Source organism: Aurantibacter crassamenti (genome assembly GCF_016811105.1).
GTDB lineage: Bacteria > Bacteroidota > Bacteroidia > Flavobacteriales > Flavobacteriaceae > Aurantibacter_A > Aurantibacter_A crassamenti.
This window is the reverse complement of the sequence record NZ_JAFBGM010000001.1, coordinates 1,822,880-1,840,141: the sequence shown is the minus strand read 5'-3', so window position 1 is coordinate 1,840,141 and position 17,262 is coordinate 1,822,880. Positions and strand designations below refer to the sequence as shown.

The window sequence follows — 17,262 nt, the reverse complement described above, 5'->3', positions numbered from 1 at the left end:
GAAATATTATTGAATAAATTACCTTTGGACAAGCAATTAAAAATCAATGAAATAGCACAAATGAAAACACTTTTCACCACAATAGCCATATTATACTCGCTTAATTCCGCTCTTGCTCAAACGGGTCAAGTACACATAGAACAAGATAAAAAAATAGAAGAATTACTAAAGCTGTACAAATCTGCAAACTCAAGTTCTGAGTATTATCGCATTCAAGTTGGCTTTGGTTCACATGCAAAAGCGCAACGAATTAAATCAGAGGTAGAAGTAGACTTTCCGGATTTATCTTCAAAAATTGATTTTGATTCACCTACTTATAGAGTACGTGTAGGAAGATTCAAAAACAAACTAGATGCAGAACGCAAGTTTATAGAGGTACGCGCTAAATACCCCGATGCAATGTTATTAAAACCAAAAAAATCGTCTAAATAAGACGATTTTTTTTTGCTTTACTATTAATTAAATATCCTTTAATTATTTTAATTTCTTTTTAACTGCTACTTCCTGGAAGCATTCAACAATATCTCCCTCTTTAATATCATTGTAGTTTTTAATCTGAAGTCCACAATCATATCCTTTTGCAACATCCTTAACATCGTCTTTAAAGCGCTTCAAAGAACTAAGCTCACCTGTATAGACAACGACACCATCACGTATTAAACGTATACCACCGTTTCTATATATCTTACCACTGGTAACCATACAACCTGCAATGGTACCAATCTTAGAAATCTTGAATGTTTCTCGAATTTCTGCATTACCAGTAATCTCTTCTTTGATTTCTGGCGAAAGCATTCCTTCCATTGCGTCTTTCAAGTCATTAATTGCATCATAGATAATTGAGTACATTCTGATATCGATTTCCTCTTTATCAGCTATATCTCTTGCATTACCCATAGGTCTAACATTAAACCCTATTACAATTGCATCAGATGCTGAAGCTAATAACACATCAGATTCTGTAATTGCACCAACACCTTTATGAATGATATTTACTTGTATTTCTGCAGTAGATAATTTCTGGAACGAATCTGTCAAGGCTTCAACTGAACCATCAACATCACCTTTTAAGATTATGTTAAGTTCTTTAAAGTCGCCTAAGGCAATACGTCTACCAATTTCATCTAAAGTTATATGACGTTGTGTTCGAACAGATTGCTCACGTTGCAATTGCGAACGTTTTGTTGCAATTTGTTTCGCTTCTCTTTCATCTTCCATTACATTGAAACGATCACCTGCTTGAGGTGCACCGTCTAAACCTAATATAGAAATTGGTGTAGCCGGACCAGCAACTTGCACATCTTTACCACGCTCATCATGCATCGCTTTTACTTTACCACTATGGGTTCCAGCTAATACATAATCTCCAATTTTCAACGTTCCATTCTGCACCAATATTGTTGATACATAACCACGACCTTTATCTAAGAAAGCTTCTACTACAGTACCTGATGACATTCTATCAGGATTAGCTTTTAATTCTAATAATTCTGCTTCTAGTAAAACTTTTTCAAGTAATTCTTTTACACCATCACCTGTTTTAGCTGATATATCATGAGATTGTATTTTACCTCCCCAGTCTTCAACCAAAAGATTCATCTGAGCTAATCCTTCTTTAATTTTATCAGGATTGGCAGCAGGTCTATCAATTTTATTTATCGCAAAAACTAACGGCACACCAGCAGCTTGAGCATGACTTATTGCTTCTTTTGTTTGCGGCATAATATCGTCATCAGCAGCAATTACAATTACAGCAATATCAGTAACTTGAGCACCCCTTGCACGCATCGCCGTAAAGGCTTCGTGACCTGGAGTATCTAAAAATGTGATTTTCTGACCATTTTCTAGCTGCACACCATATGCTCCTATATGCTGTGTAATTCCACCACTTTCACCAGCAATTACATTTGCTTGACGAACATAATCAAGTAAAGAAGTTTTACCATGATCAACGTGCCCCATTACCGTAACAATTGGTGCACGAGGTTTTAAATCTTCAGGCGCATCATGATCTTCAACAATAGCCTCTTCAATATCTGCAGTAACAAATTCAACTTCATAGCCAAATTCATCAGCAACTATAGATAGGGTTTCCGCATCTAACCTTTGGTTCATAGTAACCATGATACCTAAAGACATACAAGCTGATATAATCTGCGTTGTAGATACATCCATCATAGTAGCAACTTCACTTGCAGTTACAAACTCAGTTACTTTTAATATTTTGCTTTCTAATTCTTGTTGTTCAAGATCTTTCTCCGTTTGTTCACGATGCTGATCTCTTTTACTTCTTCTATATTTTGCACCCTTGCCTTTTTTAGACTTACCTTGAAGTTTCTCAAGTGTTTCTCGCACTTGTTTTTGCACATCTTCTTCAGTAGGCTCAACTTTAGGAGCATTGAATCGTTTATTACCGCCAGCCGCAGCTTTTCTTGCAGCGAAAGAAGTACTATCTTTTCGAGCACCACCGCCACCGCCACTACCAGAATTGCTTACAATTCTTCTTCTGCGTTTCTTTCGATCATTGTTATCTGATGCTTTTGCGGCAGGCTTTTTCTTCTCTGGTTTTTTGAATTGATCAAGATTAATCTTATCACCAGTAATTTTAGGCCCTGTAAGTTTCTTATACTGAGTTTCTAATTTTTCAGCAGTTCTAGGATCTACTTCAGCTGGCGTTTCAACCTTTGCCTCTTCTTTCTTTTCCTCTTTTACAGGTTTCTTAGCTTCAACAACTTCCTTTTTAGGTTCAGGCGTCTCTGCTTTCTGTGCTATTATTTTGGGACCTCTTAATTTAGGAGCCGCCACCTTTATCTCTTCAACCTTAGGCGTTTCAACTTTAGGCTTTTCCTCCTTAGGCGCTTCAACTTTAGCCTCTTCTACCTTAGGTTCTTCCACCTTTGGTTCTTCTTTCTTTTTGACCTTTTTAGCATTAAGATCAATTTTACCTACCGTCTTAGGGCCAGTTAATTCACCCTTTGCTTTGATAACTTCATTTGCAGAGGATCTTCGATCACGTGCTACTCTACGCTCTTCTTGCTCTTGCTCAGCCTGAACACGAATTGCTTCTTTCTCCTTACGCTTTTCTTCACCAACCTCTTTTGACGCAACTTTCTTGCTCATGTCGGTCTGGAACTCATCCTGGAGCACTTGGTATACCTCATTGGAAATTTTTGTGGTAGGCCTTGCCTCCACATCATGACCCTTTGTCGCTAGATAATCTACCGCACGGTCCAATGAAATATTAAGCTCCCTAAGGACCTTATTAAGTCTTATCGTTGCACTTTCCGCCATAAATGATATTACTTTTCTGCAATTTTTCGCTAATATATAGCTATTCTTCCAATTCTTCTTTTAGTATTCTAACAACTTCTGTAATTGTTTCTTCTTCTAAATCAGTACGCTTCACTAAATCTGCCACATCTTGCTCTAAAACGCTTCTAGCAGTATCCATACCAATTTTCTTGAATTCTTCTATAATCCAAGCATCTATTTCATCAGAGAATTCAGTTAATTCTACATCTTCTTCTACACCTTCTCTAAATACATCTATCTCATAACCAGTTAGTTTACCAGCCAAACGAATATTATGACCACCTCTACCAATTGCCTTAGAAACCTCTTCAGGTTTTAAATATACCTGAGCTGTCATTTTCTCATCATTCAACTTAACCGATGACACTCTTGCCGGACTCAATGCTCTTGTTACTAACAACTGTGGATTACTCGTCCAGTTAATAACATCAATATTTTCATTTCCTAATTCACGAACTATTCCGTGAATACGAGAACCTTTCATACCTACACATGCACCTACTGGATCAATACGATCATCATAAGAATCTACAGCAACTTTAGCTTTTTCACCAGGAATACGAACGACTTTTTTAACTGTAATTAAACCATCAAAAACTTCTGGTATTTCTTGAAAAAACAACTGCTCTAAAAATTTAGGCGATGCTCTTGACATGATTATTGAAGGCTTACTTCCTTTCAATTCAACACTCTCAATTATACCACGCACATTATCACCTTTTCTAAAAAAGTCAGATGGTATTTGTCGATCCTTAGGCAGTATTATTTCATTGCCTTCATCATCTAACAAAATAATTGCTTTATGACGAATATGATGAACCTCAGCTGTATAAATTTCTCCTTCTAAATCTTTAAACTGCTTATATATTGTAGTATTGTCGTGTTCGTGAATTTTAGAAATCAAATTTTGACGCAAAGCTAAAATTGCTCTTCTACCCAAGTCAATCAACTTAACCTCTTCAGATACATCTTCACCAACTTCAAAATCAGGTTCAATTTTACGTGCCTCAGTTATAGAAATTTCCTCATTGGGATCCATAACATCAATATCTTCTACAACAATACGGTTACGCCAAATTTCTAAATCTCCTTTATCAGGGTTTATAATAATATCAAAATTATCATCAGAACCAAATTTACGTTTGAGGGCACCTCTAAAGACTTCCTCTAAAATAGCCATTAACGTTACCCTATCAATGAATTTATCATCTTTGAATTCGGAGAATGATTCAATTAACGCAATATTTTCCATCTGTAATTACTATTAAAATTTTAATACAACTTTTGCTTCCTTAATTTCAGAAAATGTAATTTCTTGTTTTTTCTGAACTGTCACTTTGCCTTTTCCAACGGGCTTTGGCTCTCGAGCTTTCCACTCTAATACAATTCCGTTTTCATCAGCTTCCGTAAGATTTCCTTCATAGGAATCTTCACTAGTTCTAATCTTTACCTTTCTACCAATATTTTTCTTGTACTGCCTTGGTAGCGTCAATGGTGATGCGGCTCCTGCCGATGTCACCTCTAAAGAAAAATCGACCTCTTCACGATCAAGATTATGTTCTATTGCTCTGCTAACACGCATACAATCTTTCAAAGCAACACCTGCGTCTCCATCAAGAACTATCTTAATCGAATTGTCCGCAGAAATAGAAAAATCAATTAAAAATAATGATTCATCTTCTTTTAATGCCCCATCTAAAAGTTCTTTTACCTCGTCTTTCAGCATAAATTTTAGCAATAAAAAAGAGGACTTATTGTCCCCTCATGAATACTTCGATATCCTTTCAGTGGCACAAATATACATAAAATTTTTATTTGACTTACAACCATAGTTTGAAGATTTAATATGAACTTAAAAATTTGACACTTATTTAAAGTCGGTTTATCAATTTTCATTCAATTACATTGAAATAACCTAATCTAACTTTCGTTAATACAAACAGATTATGTAGTATTTTTAATACTCCCTTAAAAACCAACCCATGGAAATTTTTTCTTCTTACAATATGATTATTGGTGCTGCCGCAATCGTGATAATCTCTTTCTGGTTCAATGGCATCTCAAAGAAAACAAATATTCCTTCAGTATTAATGCTGATTGTTCTGGGTATTATTCTACAGTTTGGTTTGAAATATTTTATGGTAGCCGAATTTGATTTTGAGCAAAACCTCAGAGGTACACTTGAAATAATTGGCACGGTAGGCCTAATCATGATTGTTCTTGAAGCTGCTCTTGAACTTGAATTGAAACGCGAAAAATTAGTGCCCATTTTAAAATCTATGGCTATTGCTCTAATTGGACTTATTGGATCTGCCTGGGTTGCCGCTTTAATTTTGTATCAATTTATTGATGGTATGACCATGCAGGCTGCTTGGCTATATGCAACACCACTCTCAATTCTTTCTTCTGCAATAATTATACCCAGTGTAAGTAGCTTAGCTGACCACAAAAAAGAGTTTCACATCTACGAAAGCACCTTTTCAGACATCATGGGTATTATGATGTTCTATTTTCTAACTGGCAGTCTTGACCCTGAAACAAATACAGGTGCTGTTGGTTTTGCCGGAAATATTGCACTTACCATTGTCATTGCCATTGTAGCAAGTTATGCTTTGGTTTTAATTTTTCAACGGATAAAAAGTCAGGCCAAACAATTTCTTTTAATAGCTGTGCTATTATTGTTATATGCTATAGGAAAGAAAATGCATCTTTCTTCACTTATAATTATCTTGATTTTCGGATTGGTTATTGCAAATGTAAAATTATTTTTCCCTGGGAAGACTGCAATATTTTTAGAGAAGGAAAAAATGAAGCAGGTATATCATGAACTCCACATAATTACTTTAGAGACCGCTTTTGTTGTACGCACATTTTTCTTTGTAATCTTTGGTATTACAATAGTACTTTCTTCTTTATTAAGTCTGAATGTAGCATTAGTTAGTGTGCTAATTATCGCCTCCATCTATGCCATACGTTTTGCACTACTGCGTGTTTTTATCGGTTCTGATATTCTTCCGCAAGTTTTTATTGCCCCCAGAGGTTTAATTACCATTCTCTTGTTTTATGCTATACCTGTAGAAGCAGAAGTTGCTGGTTTTGAATCTGGAATCTTATTATTTGTAATCATAGCGAGTAGCTTAATTATGACTTGGGCCATGATTAAAGATAAAAAGAAAATAGGCACTATGCTTGATGAAATAGACGAAGAGCATGAAGAAAGAAATGAAGCTGAAGATGCTTTGCGCGAACATAACAAAGAAGAATCTCTAGAAGAAATTAGCAACAATGAAGACCCAACTCCAGAGAAATTAGACTCTGATATTGATGATAGTTATCAGAATCATTAATTAAAAAAGCTCTTTACTGAGCTATTTTTTTTGTATTTAAATTTTGAACTGTTTCTAGGTTTGCAATTGTAAGACTATCTACTTCTTTACGAAAACGCAATATCATAAGAGTATCTAATTCACCCTGAATACTATCCTTCATTTTTTGCCAATTCGCAGCACTCATAGACTTATTAAAAGATGTAATCTTATTAAATCGCTCTAAATTGTGCTTATTTGCCTTCCAAGCATGGGCGGTACTTTTTTGATGTTGTAAATCTTGAAGATATATTCCAACACAAAATCCGACAATTACTATGACTAAAATAATTTTTAGTTTTCTTACGGTTAAGTTCATAAACATTAGCATTTTTAGGATGGGGCCTAATAGTTAACGCTAGAAAAATTGTTTTAAAAATAAGCTTACAATTTTCTAAAACCTGTAATATACAAATTTTACCGACAAAAACTACTAAATATCAACAAAAAAGTAAGAAATTTCTTCCAAATTAATATGCGAGAGTTTTAAATTAAAAAATCCCAATGCGTTAACATCGGGATTTTCTTTAAACCTTGTTGGCCCACAAGGACTCGAACCTTGAATGACGGTACCAAAAACCGGAGTGTTGCCAATTACACCATGGGCCAATCTCTTATTACAAAAAACTATTTTTGCAATTGAGGATGCAAATTTAAACCAAAGTTTGGTTTGCGCAAACATTTTCTAAATAATACTCGAAAAAAAGAACGACCTCCTACTTGTTAAAGGTTTATCAAATATAGTAACGCATATTTATATTTATCACTAAATTCGTGCCGTTGATAAACCCTTTTTATAGTATGTTTTCAAAAGATTTTGAAAAGTGGGACCGCATCTTTGGGTGGGTCGTTTTTTTTATTGCACTAATTGTATACGCCATAACAGTAGAACCTACCAATAGTTTTTGGGATGCTGGTGAATATATTGCAACCTCTGCTAAGCTTCAAGTGGGGCACCCACCAGGGGCACCGCTACTACAAATGATAGGTGCATTTTTCTCAATGTTCGCTTTTGAACCGAGTCAGGTTGCAAGAATGGTAAATTATGTATCTGGGGTATCAAGTGCCTTTACTATACTGTTCATGTTCTGGACAATTACCAATCTCACTAAAAAATTAATTGCCAAGGGCGAAGCAATTACTGACTCAAAAGCAATCGCTATTTTAGGTAGTGGTGTTGTTGGCTCATTGGCTTTTACATTTTCAGATAGTTTTTGGTTTAATGCTGTAGAAACTGAAGTTTATGCTAGTGCAAGTCTTATTATGGCACTTCTTCTTTATTTAGGCCTTAAATGGGTAGACAATATTGATCAGCCAAGAGGCAACCGATGGTTAGTCCTTATCTCATTCGTTGTAGGCTTAACTTTTGGCGTCCAGTTTATGGGCTTTTTGGCAATACCCTCTATTGGATTGCTTTTTTACTTTAAAAAATACAAAACCACAACTGTCAAGAATTTCTTATTAGCCAACATCGCCGTTATAGCAATATTGATGTTGGTCTATAAATTCTCATTAACCTATGTTCTTCAATTTTTTAGTTGGGGTGAATTATTTTTCATCAATAGTATTGGATTGCCCTTTAATTCGGGTTCAATCATCATAGGTATATTATTTATAGCTGCTTTTTACTTCAGCTTGAGTTACACCCGCAAAAACAATTATAGAACTGCAAACACAATTGTTCTTTGTTTAATGTTCTTATTTCTTGGTTTCTCATCTTGGATTATGCTTCCTATTCGCGCAAATGCCAAGGTTGTAATCAATGAAAATAATCCAGAAGATGCAAGAGCTCTTCTTGCCTACTACAATAGAGAGCAATATCCGGGCGTTGACAGCCCTGTTTACGGAACATATTATTCAAATATGTTTGCCCCAGCTGGTAAGAACAGAGACATCAAACCCAAATATGAAAAAGATGAAGTGCAAGGCAAATACATCATTGTAAATGATTATGTAAATGCTGACCAAGGCCCAGACCCTAAACATGTAGGTATTTTACCTCGTTTATGGAGTAGCCAACACGCCAAAAATTACATGCAATATTTTGGACCACTTGATTTCAAAATGACCCAGTCTAATGAAGAATTGGCTCGTGCAGTACGTCAGGTTCGAGAAGGTTTTGCTAGTGGTGAAATTGACGCAGAACAATACATTGGATTTCTAAATAGGTTCAGTGATTATATTGAAGTGCAACCGCCATCATTATGGGACAACATTAAATACATGGTTGAGTTTCAATGGGGCTACATGTACTGGCGTTACTTTATGTGGAATTTTACCGGAAAGCAGAATGATGTTCAAGGTAGATACAATGGAAATGGCGAATGGCTTAGTGGCTTCAATTTTATTGATAGTCCACGTATTGGAAGTCAAGAAAATCTACCTACCGAGGTTAAAAACAACAAAGCTAGAAACACGTATTTCTTTCTACCACTCTTATTAGGTATCTACGGACTCATTTTCCAAATTTCAAAAAATCCGAAGCAATTTTGGGTGCTTTTAGTATTCTTCTTATTTACTGGTTTGGCGATACAATTTTACACAAACCCATATATCTTTCAACCCCGTGAGCGTGATTATTCTCTTGTGGGCTCATTCTACGTGTTTGCACTATGGATTGGTATTGGTGTTTATGGTCTTTTTCATGATTTCAAAAAATGGATTACTCCTAAAATATTAGCTCCAGCTGCAACTATCCTTTGCATATTAGCGGTACCCCTATTAATGGCATTTCAGAATTGGGATGATCATGATCGATCAAATCGTTTTACAGCGAACGCTTCTGCAAAAGCATATTTAGATTCTTGTCAAGAAGATGCTGGTGCAATTTTGTTTACCATTGGAGACAATGACACCTTCCCCACTTGGTATGTTCAAGAAGTTGAAGGCTACCGTACTGACGTGCGTATTGTTTGTACTAGTCTTTTTGAAACAGACTGGTATATTGATCAGATGAAGCATAAAGCGTATGAAAGTGACCCAATTCCGTCACAGATTACACATGAAAAATACAGGTTTGGTAACCGAGATGTACTTTACCATCAAAAAGCAACAGAGAATCGTTGGCCTTTACAAGACTTCATTAATTGGGTTGATAGTGATAAACCGCAAACAAAACTAAGACACGTTTTAAAGCAAAGAAATGCTGATATAACTGATTACCCTGAAAGCTTTTTAAATACAGTTTACTACCCTACCCACAAACTTAGAATACCAGTAAACAAAAAGAATGTTTTAGAAAGTGGTCTTGTAAAAGCAAAAGACTCAGCATTAATTGTTGAATATATTGATATTGACATTTCGCAAAGTGCTATCACTAAGAAAAGCATGATGATGTTAGATATTGTTGCGAATAATGATTGGAAAAGACCACTCTATTTTTCAGGTGGAAGTTTTGATGATGCTGAATATTTGTGGATGAAAGATTATCTACAATTAGATGGCTTAACTTATAAATTGGTGCCCATTAAAACAGAACGTAAAAATGCTTTTGATATGGGCCGTATCGATACTGATTTAATGTATGATATTGTCAAAAAATGGGATTGGGGCAATTCAGGAAGTGATAAAATCTATCATGACACCCAAACAAGAATTCAAGGTATTTCATACCGTAGCAACCTAGCTCGTTTAACTGAAGCGCTTCTAAAAGAGGAGAAAATTGATAAGGCAAAAGAAATAATTGACATGTCAATTGAAAATATGCCTGTTGAATATTTTGCATATTACACATTTGTAGAACCTTTTGTAGATGGTTATTTCAAAGTTGGTGAAACAACAAAAGCAAGAGCGCTTTTTGAGAAGCTTAAAAAGATTTACCAAGAACGTTTAGAATATTATGATGTGATGACAATTGATGAGCAATATGAAAATATTGATCAGATAATTGATGACATGTCTGCGTATCGAAGAATTATTGACATTTTAATCAATAATAATGACCGTGATATGGCGGCTAAAGAAACTTTAATTTTCAATGAGTATATTGATAAATTTGAGCACTTTTACCGAGACAACGTTCTAGAAGAAGACGAATTGCAGCCAACTGGAAGTACTAACCCTGACATGTCAGATTCGGTTCAAATCTCAGACACAATAGCTAATGACGGTATACAAACTGAAGCTACAAAGGATACAGTTTTGATACCCGACGGAAATTAAATTTGGTAGAAAATAAGATATATTTAGAAGTAGTTAGATGCCTACTTTAGATGTACTCGCCAAGAATACCAATTAAGGTATTGGCATCTTGCTCACCACTTTGGCGCCACACCATTTCACCTTTTTTGTAAATCATTAAAGTTGGCAATCCTTTGACACGTAGTGCCTGCGAAAGCTCCTTGTTTTTATCAACATCTATTTTGATGACCTTACCTTTGTCACCCAAAGCAGCGGCAACATCTTTTAATACAGGATGCATTGCGGTAGATTGTTCATTCCATTCTGCGTAAAAATCCAACAAAACAGGAACCTTCAAATCTATTAGTTCACCGAATTTTGACATAATTTAAAACATTGAGTTACTCATCAAAAGTAGTAAAAATTGTTAAAAGAGAATTCCTGTTAAGACTTTTGTAGTCCGTTTACCTAGTTAAAATCATGTTAACGATTTCTTTTTTAAGGTAATCACCGTTATTTCAGGCCATATACCTACTCTTCCTGGGTAACCTAAAAAACCAAAACCCCTATTCACATTAATAAATTGACCCATTTGCTCATAAATGCCCGCCCAATATTTATAGCGCCATTTCACCGGACTCCATTTTACCCAACCTGGAATTTCAATTCCAAATTGCATACCATGTGTGTGACCACTTAAGGTTAGATGATAATGCAAGTCATCGTCAACCACAACATCTTCCCAGTGTGAAGGATCATGACTTAATAAAATTTTAAAATCATTAGCCTCAATTGCACTAACTGCTTTTTTGAGGTCACCAGCCTTTTTAAATCCACCTCTACCCCAATTCTCTACTCCTATTAAAGCAATTTTATCTCCATTTCTTTCGAGATACCTACTATCATTTAATATCAAATCAAAACCAATTTCTTTTTGAATATTTTTTAAGTCAATAAGGTTTTGGTTCTTTTCTTCTGGTGTTGGCCAATCGACATAATCACCGTAATCGTGATTTCCTAAAATTGAAAATTTACCATCTTTAGCCTCTAACTTTGAAAAAAGTTCTGCCCATGGTTTCATTTCTGACGCCTTATTATTTACCATATCACCAGTAAAAAAAAGCACATCACTTTGCTGCTTGTTAATTAAATCTATGGCATAAGCAATTTTCTCGCGATTATCAAAACTACCACTGTGCACGTCTGATATTTGGGTAATTTGGTATCCATCAAAACCAGCTGGTAAATCATCAAATGCCAAATCATATTTCAGCACTTTAAAATTATATTTACCCTTGTACATCCCATAAAGCAAAGCGCCAAAAGGCAAAGCCGCAACTCCTAAAGCAATGATACTTAAAAATCTTCGTCGTGATGGTAAACTAAATTCTTTTGAAGAACCGGCAAATTTCTGATACGTAGCCGATAAAAATCGAAATATATCTTCTGAAAAAAGAAATAAAATACTAATAATTTTGAATGAAATTACAGCCATCAACAAGCCCGCTGCATAACTCATAGGCCTACTTAAAACTCTTCCCTCAGATGCACCAAAGGTCCATTGATAAATAAAATTAAAAAGCACTAAAACAGAAATAGCTGTAGCCACATAATACACCCATTGAAATTTGGTTGCAGTTTTTAATGCCTGAAAAACATAAAAGCTAAACAAACAATAAAGCGTAACAAAAAAGAACCATCTAAACATAGTTGTATTTTTTACAAAGGTATTTTAATAAATAGGGCACTTAGGGTCTTTGGGTATTATTTAACGGCATTTACAATTTCTTGAATAGTTTCAAAATGAGAAATAGGCAAAGCAATATCAGATAACATTTGTGCAGAATTCATACCAACCTTTGGATTTACAGTCAACTTTTGATTCATTTTCACTGCAGATAAATGAATAGCCTTAAAACCTCGTTCTTTAAAAACATGTGCATTCTTGGCGTTTATTCCTGAACCAGGCATTATCATAGTATTTGTTGCTTTTTCATTCAAATCAGCAAGTAAATCAATTCCATCTACTGCCTTTTTCTGTTGTCCAGAGCTTAGTATTGTATCAACAGTAAAAGCATCTAGCCAATGTAAGGCTTGAAAAGGATTTACCACCCAATCAAATGCACGGTGAAAAGTAGTTTTCAAAGTTTCACACATATTAGCTACATCTTCATGCTTTTTTTTATCAATAAAAAAATTTGTGTGTAGCATACCTAAAACTACACCATCAAATTGCAAATCACTACAGAGTTTTATATCCCTTTTCATGATTTCGAATTCTTCATCAGAATACGCAAAATCACCACTTCGTGGACGAATTAACACGCGAACCGGAATCGATATTTTCTCACGCACTGCTTTTAACAGGCCGTATGACGGCGTAATTCCACCTACAGCTAGCTCAGAACAAAGTTCAATTCGGTCAGCTCCAGCTTTTTCGGCATTTAAGGCAGATTCCAATGAATTGGCACAAACTTCTACAATCATATTCATTATATTTAGCGGTCCTAAATGTAACCAGTATATAGTCATGGAAAGAAGAAAATTTTTAAAAAAATCATCAATAGGGACTGCTGGAGTATTTTCAACTTCTTTGATATCTTCTTGCCAAGAAAAGACTAAAGATACTTCAGCATTAATTGATGAAGCCAAAATTATAAAACCGATTGTTGTTTGTACTTGGAATTTTCACAATGCAACTTCAAAAGCTTGGAAAGTACTCAATTCAGGTGGTAATGCTCTTGATGCCATAGAACAAGGTGTGATGGTTGAAGAAGCTGATGAAAACAATCAAACTGTTGGTGTTGGTGGCAGACCAGATCGCGATGGAAATGTTACATTAGATGCATGCATCATGGACAAAGAGAGTAACTGTGGAGCTGTACTTTGTATGCAAAATATAGCACATCCAATATCAGTAGCTCGAAAAGTAATGGAAGACACCCCGCATGTAATGCTTGCAGGTAAAGGCGCTGAACAATTTGCTTATGAAAAAGGATTTAAAAAGGCAAATCTATTAACCGAGAAATCGCGCCAGGAATGGCTTGAATGGAAAAAGACTTCAAAATACGAGACCATAATCAACATTGAGAATCACGATACCATAGGCATGCTCGCTATTGACAAAAATGGTGATATTGCAGGCGGTTGTACTACTAGTGGTATGGGCTATAAATATGCCGGGCGTGTAGGCGATTCACCAATTATTGGTGCCGGATTATTTGTTGACAATGAAATTGGCGGTGCTACAGCTACCGGCGTTGGTGAAGAAGTTGTGCGAACTGTTGGCAGTTTCTTGATTGTAGAATTAATGCGCCAAGGAAAATCACCACAAGAAGCCTGCGAAGAAGGTGTCAAGCGAATCATGGCAAAGAACGAAGGCCGAAAAGATTTTCAAATAGGCTTTTTAGCAATTAATAAAAAAGGTGAAACTGGTGGCTATTGCGTTCATCCAGGTTTTACCTACAGTCAATATACCGATGAAGGTCAAATCAATCATCCAACCGAATCATTTATCAAAGCCTAAAAATTTCAAAATACAATAATGTCAGAACAGAAAAGACTTTTTTTACTTGATGCTTACGCACTAATTTTTCGTGGTTATTACGCATTTATTAAGAACCCTAGAATCAATTCAAAAGGTATGGATACCTCGGCAATCTTGGGCTTTACTAATTCATTGCTTGATGTAATAAAAAGAGAGCGCCCAGATCACCTTGCAGTTTGTTTTGATAAAGGTGGTAGTGTGTCTAGAGTTGAAATGTTTGAAGCTTACAAAGCCAATCGTGATGAAACCCCAGAGGGAATAAAAATTGCGATACCCTACATCGAAAAAATATTAAAAGCCATGAACATTCCTGTGGTAGTATTGTCTGGTTTTGAAGCTGATGACATTATAGGTACGTTGGCTAAAAAGGCCGAAAAAGAGGGTTACAAAACTTTTATGGTTACGCCTGATAAAGATTTTGCGCAGCTAGTTAGTGAAAATATTTTCATGTACCGCCCAATGTTTGGTGGGGGTTATGAGACTTGGGGCATACCTGAAGTTCAGAAAAAATTTGAAGTAGAGCGCCCTGAACAAGTAATTGACTATTTAGGCATGATGGGTGATGCAGTTGACAATATTCCTGGGTTACCTGGTGTAGGTGATAAAACTGCAAAAAAATTCTTAGCGGCATATGGTAGCATGGAAGGCCTTTTAGCAAATACGCATGAGCTTAAAGGTAAAATGAAGGAAAAAGTAGAAGCCAATGCCGAACTTGGCATACTTTCTAAGGAGCTTGCAAAAATTCTACTCGATGTACCAGTTGAATTTGATGAAAAAGATTTTGAAATGTGCGACCCTGACGTTCCTGCAGTAACTGAAATTTTTCAAGAACTTGAATTCAGAAGGCTTCAAGATAACTTTATAAAAACATTTACATCAGGTGAGGCTGCAACCCAAACTGCACATCAAGACAAAGCAAAATCCACACCAACAACGAAAACTAGTGCTGCTGGCGCTGGTCAATTTTCGCTTTTTGGCGGTGACCCTGAAAGCGCTACCACCGCGCCAACTATTGAAAATAGTAGAAAAACCATTGCCGACACTTCGCACATCTATCAAACTGTTGGCCCCGGAATGGCCATGAAATTATTTGTGCAAAATCTAATGAAGCAAACTTCGGTTTGTTTTGACACGGAAACTACAGGTCTGAACCCAATTACTGCTGAATTAGTGGGAATTGCTTTTTCTTGGGAAGCTGGCAAAGGTTTTTACGTGCCTTTTCCGGAGGATAAGAATGCTGCGCAAGAACTTATTGAAGTACTGCGCCCGTTTTTTGAATCCGAAGAAATAGAAAAAATAGGTCAGAATTTGAAGTACGATATTAAAGTGCTTAAGAAATACAACCTAGAAGTAAAAGGAAATCTTTTTGACACCATGTTAGCGCACTACCTTATCAACGCAGATATGCGACATAATATGGATGTATTAGCTGAAACCTATCTCAACTACACACCAGTTTCAATTACTGAATTGATTGGTAAAAAAGGTAAAAACCAAATGTCAATGCGCGATGTTCCTTTAGAAAAAATAACGGAATATGCAGTTGAAGATGCGGACATTACCTTTCAATTAGCTCAACATTTCAAACCAGAATTGGCAGAAGCAAAAAATGAAGAATTATTCAATAACATTGAAATTCCGCTACTTCGTGTGCTTTCAGATATGGAATTGGAAGGAATTAATTTAGACGAAGCTTTTTTAAACTCACTTGCTGTAGACCTTGAAACAGACATCAAAAGTCTAGAAACGAAAATTTATGAAGCTGCTGATGAAGAATTTAATATCGCATCACCTAAGCAGTTAGGCGAAATTCTTTTTAACAAATTGAAATTGGTAGACAAACCTAAAAAGACCAAAACTGGCCAATTTTCTACAGCAGAAGATGTACTGTCTTATTTAGCTAAAGACCATGAAATCATTCAAAACGTTTTGGAATTTAGAGGACTTTCAAAATTAAAAAGCACTTATGTTGATGCTCTACCTTTACAGGTAGAACCAATTACGGGCCGCGTGCATACTAATTATATGCAAACAGTTGCTGCTACAGGTCGCTTAGCAAGTAATGACCCTAACCTTCAAAATATTCCTATTCGAACTGAAAGAGGCAGGCAGGTGCGAAAAGCGTTTATACCTAGAGATGAAAATCATGTGCTATTGGCTGCAGATTATTCACAGATAGAACTCCGAATTATTGCTGCTTTAAGTGAAGAAACCACAATGATTGATGCATTTAAAAATGGAGAAGATATTCATGCTTCTACAGCAGCAAAGGTTTTTAACGTGCCTATTTCAGAAGTTACTCGTGACCAACGTAGTAATGCTAAGACAGTTAATTTCGGAATCATTTATGGCGTATCGGCTTTTGGCTTAAGCAACCAAACTGATTTATCACGTTCTGAAGCCAAAGAATTGATTGACACCTACTACAAAACTTATCCGAAGCTTCGCAATTATATGAGTGAGCTAGTTGATTTTGCTCGTGAAAACGGATATGTACAAACAGTACTAGGCAGAAGACGTTATTTAAAGGATATTAATTCTAGAAATGCTGTTGTACGTGGTGCTGCAGAACGAAATGCTGTTAATGCACCTATTCAAGGTAGTGCCGCAGATATTATTAAAATAGCGATGATTAATATTCATAAAAAGTTAATTGACGGCAACTTTAAAACCAAAATGTTGCTTCAAGTGCATGATGAACTTGTTTTTGATGTGCCTAAAGATGAATTAACTGCTATGAAAGATTTAATCAAACAAGAAATGGAAAACGCTTTTACCATGGCCGTACCATTAGATGTGGAATTGGGCGAAGGTAAAGATTGGCTAGTGGCGCATTAATTACCCATTTTAAACATACTGATTTAGTTAAAACTAAGCTAAAGTTCTGGTTTACACCTTACAACATATACTTTTCCACTA

General features: G+C 35.7%; 12 protein-coding genes and 1 tRNA gene. 5 read left to right on the top strand and 8 right to left on the bottom strand.

Features of this window, described 5'->3' with window-relative positions; translation table 11 throughout:
* The first annotated feature begins 60 nt into the window (after nucleotides 1-60).
* Nucleotides 61-432 carry an SPOR domain-containing protein gene (locus JQC67_RS07430; protein ID WP_203252193.1) on the top strand — a complete coding sequence of 124 codons (372 nt, stop codon included), beginning with the start codon at nucleotides 61-63 and terminating at the stop codon, nucleotides 430-432.
* A 42-nt stretch (nucleotides 433-474) separates the two neighbouring features.
* On the opposite strand, the gene infB is transcribed toward JQC67_RS07430, so the two are convergent.
* The 3 genes from infB to rimP are packed head-to-tail and all read right to left on the bottom strand — an operon-like array spanning nucleotide 475 to nucleotide 5,038.
* Entirely contained in the window at nucleotides 475-3,291 is a 2,817-nt protein-coding gene (gene infB / locus JQC67_RS07425; protein WP_203252192.1) for a translation initiation factor IF-2, read from the bottom strand.
* A 40-nt stretch (nucleotides 3,292-3,331) separates the two neighbouring features.
* Nucleotides 3,332-4,564 carry a transcription termination factor NusA gene (nusA, locus tag JQC67_RS07420; RefSeq protein WP_203252191.1) on the bottom strand — a complete coding sequence of 411 codons (1,233 nt, stop codon included), beginning with the start codon at nucleotides 4,562-4,564 and terminating at the stop codon, nucleotides 3,332-3,334.
* Nucleotides 4,565-4,576: 12 nt separating this feature from the next.
* Complete coding sequence (rimP, locus tag JQC67_RS07415; RefSeq protein WP_203252190.1) at nucleotides 4,577-5,038, bottom strand: ribosome assembly cofactor RimP; 462 nt, start codon at nucleotides 5,036-5,038, stop codon at nucleotides 4,577-4,579.
* Nucleotides 5,039-5,294: 256 nt separating this feature from the next.
* Between rimP and JQC67_RS07410 the strand changes: the two genes are divergently transcribed.
* Nucleotides 5,295-6,659 (top strand): cation:proton antiporter domain-containing protein, encoded by a 1,365-nt coding sequence (locus JQC67_RS07410; protein ID WP_203252189.1) that lies wholly within the window; start codon nucleotides 5,295-5,297, stop codon nucleotides 6,657-6,659.
* Nucleotides 6,660-6,672: 13 nt separating this feature from the next.
* On the opposite strand, the gene JQC67_RS07405 is transcribed toward JQC67_RS07410, so the two are convergent.
* Together JQC67_RS07405 and JQC67_RS07400 are read right to left on the bottom strand one after the other, a co-directional pair.
* The gene (locus JQC67_RS07405; protein ID WP_203252188.1) at nucleotides 6,673-6,996 is read right to left on the bottom strand and encodes a hypothetical protein; all 324 of its coding nucleotides are present in this window, start codon (nucleotides 6,994-6,996) and stop codon (nucleotides 6,673-6,675) included.
* Between the two features lie 218 nt (nucleotides 6,997-7,214).
* Nucleotides 7,215-7,286: transfer RNA gene (locus tag JQC67_RS07400), tRNA-Gln, on the bottom strand.
* Nucleotides 7,287-7,478: 192 nt separating this feature from the next.
* On the opposite strand from JQC67_RS07400, the gene JQC67_RS07395 reads away from it, so the two are divergent.
* Nucleotides 7,479-10,838, top strand: a complete 3,360-nt coding sequence (locus JQC67_RS07395) for a glycosyltransferase family 117 protein (RefSeq protein ID WP_203252187.1) — start codon at nucleotides 7,479-7,481, stop codon at nucleotides 10,836-10,838.
* Nucleotides 10,839-10,884: 46 nt separating this feature from the next.
* On the opposite strand, the gene JQC67_RS07390 is transcribed toward JQC67_RS07395, so the two are convergent.
* The 3 genes from JQC67_RS07390 to JQC67_RS07380 form a co-directional block, all read right to left on the bottom strand.
* Nucleotides 10,885-11,181 (bottom strand): thioredoxin family protein, encoded by a 297-nt coding sequence (locus JQC67_RS07390; RefSeq protein WP_203252186.1) that lies wholly within the window; start codon nucleotides 11,179-11,181, stop codon nucleotides 10,885-10,887.
* 93 nt (nucleotides 11,182-11,274) lie between these two features.
* Nucleotides 11,275-12,504 (bottom strand): metallophosphoesterase, encoded by a 1,230-nt coding sequence (locus JQC67_RS07385; RefSeq protein WP_203252185.1) that lies wholly within the window; start codon nucleotides 12,502-12,504, stop codon nucleotides 11,275-11,277.
* A 56-nt stretch (nucleotides 12,505-12,560) separates the two neighbouring features.
* On the bottom strand, nucleotides 12,561-13,283 hold the full coding sequence (locus JQC67_RS07380) for a copper homeostasis protein CutC (protein ID WP_203252184.1): 723 nt from the start codon (nucleotides 13,281-13,283) through the stop codon (nucleotides 12,561-12,563).
* Between the two features lie 43 nt (nucleotides 13,284-13,326).
* On the opposite strand from JQC67_RS07380, the gene JQC67_RS07375 reads away from it, so the two are divergent.
* Nucleotides 13,327-14,322: a N(4)-(beta-N-acetylglucosaminyl)-L-asparaginase gene (locus JQC67_RS07375; RefSeq protein WP_203252183.1), complete on the top strand. Its 996-nt coding sequence runs from the start codon at nucleotides 13,327-13,329 to the stop codon at nucleotides 14,320-14,322.
* Nucleotides 14,323-14,340: 18 nt separating this feature from the next.
* Entirely contained in the window at nucleotides 14,341-17,181 is a 2,841-nt protein-coding gene (gene polA, locus JQC67_RS07370) for a DNA polymerase I (RefSeq protein WP_203252182.1), read from the top strand.
* The last annotated feature ends 81 nt before the right edge of the window (nucleotides 17,182-17,262 follow it).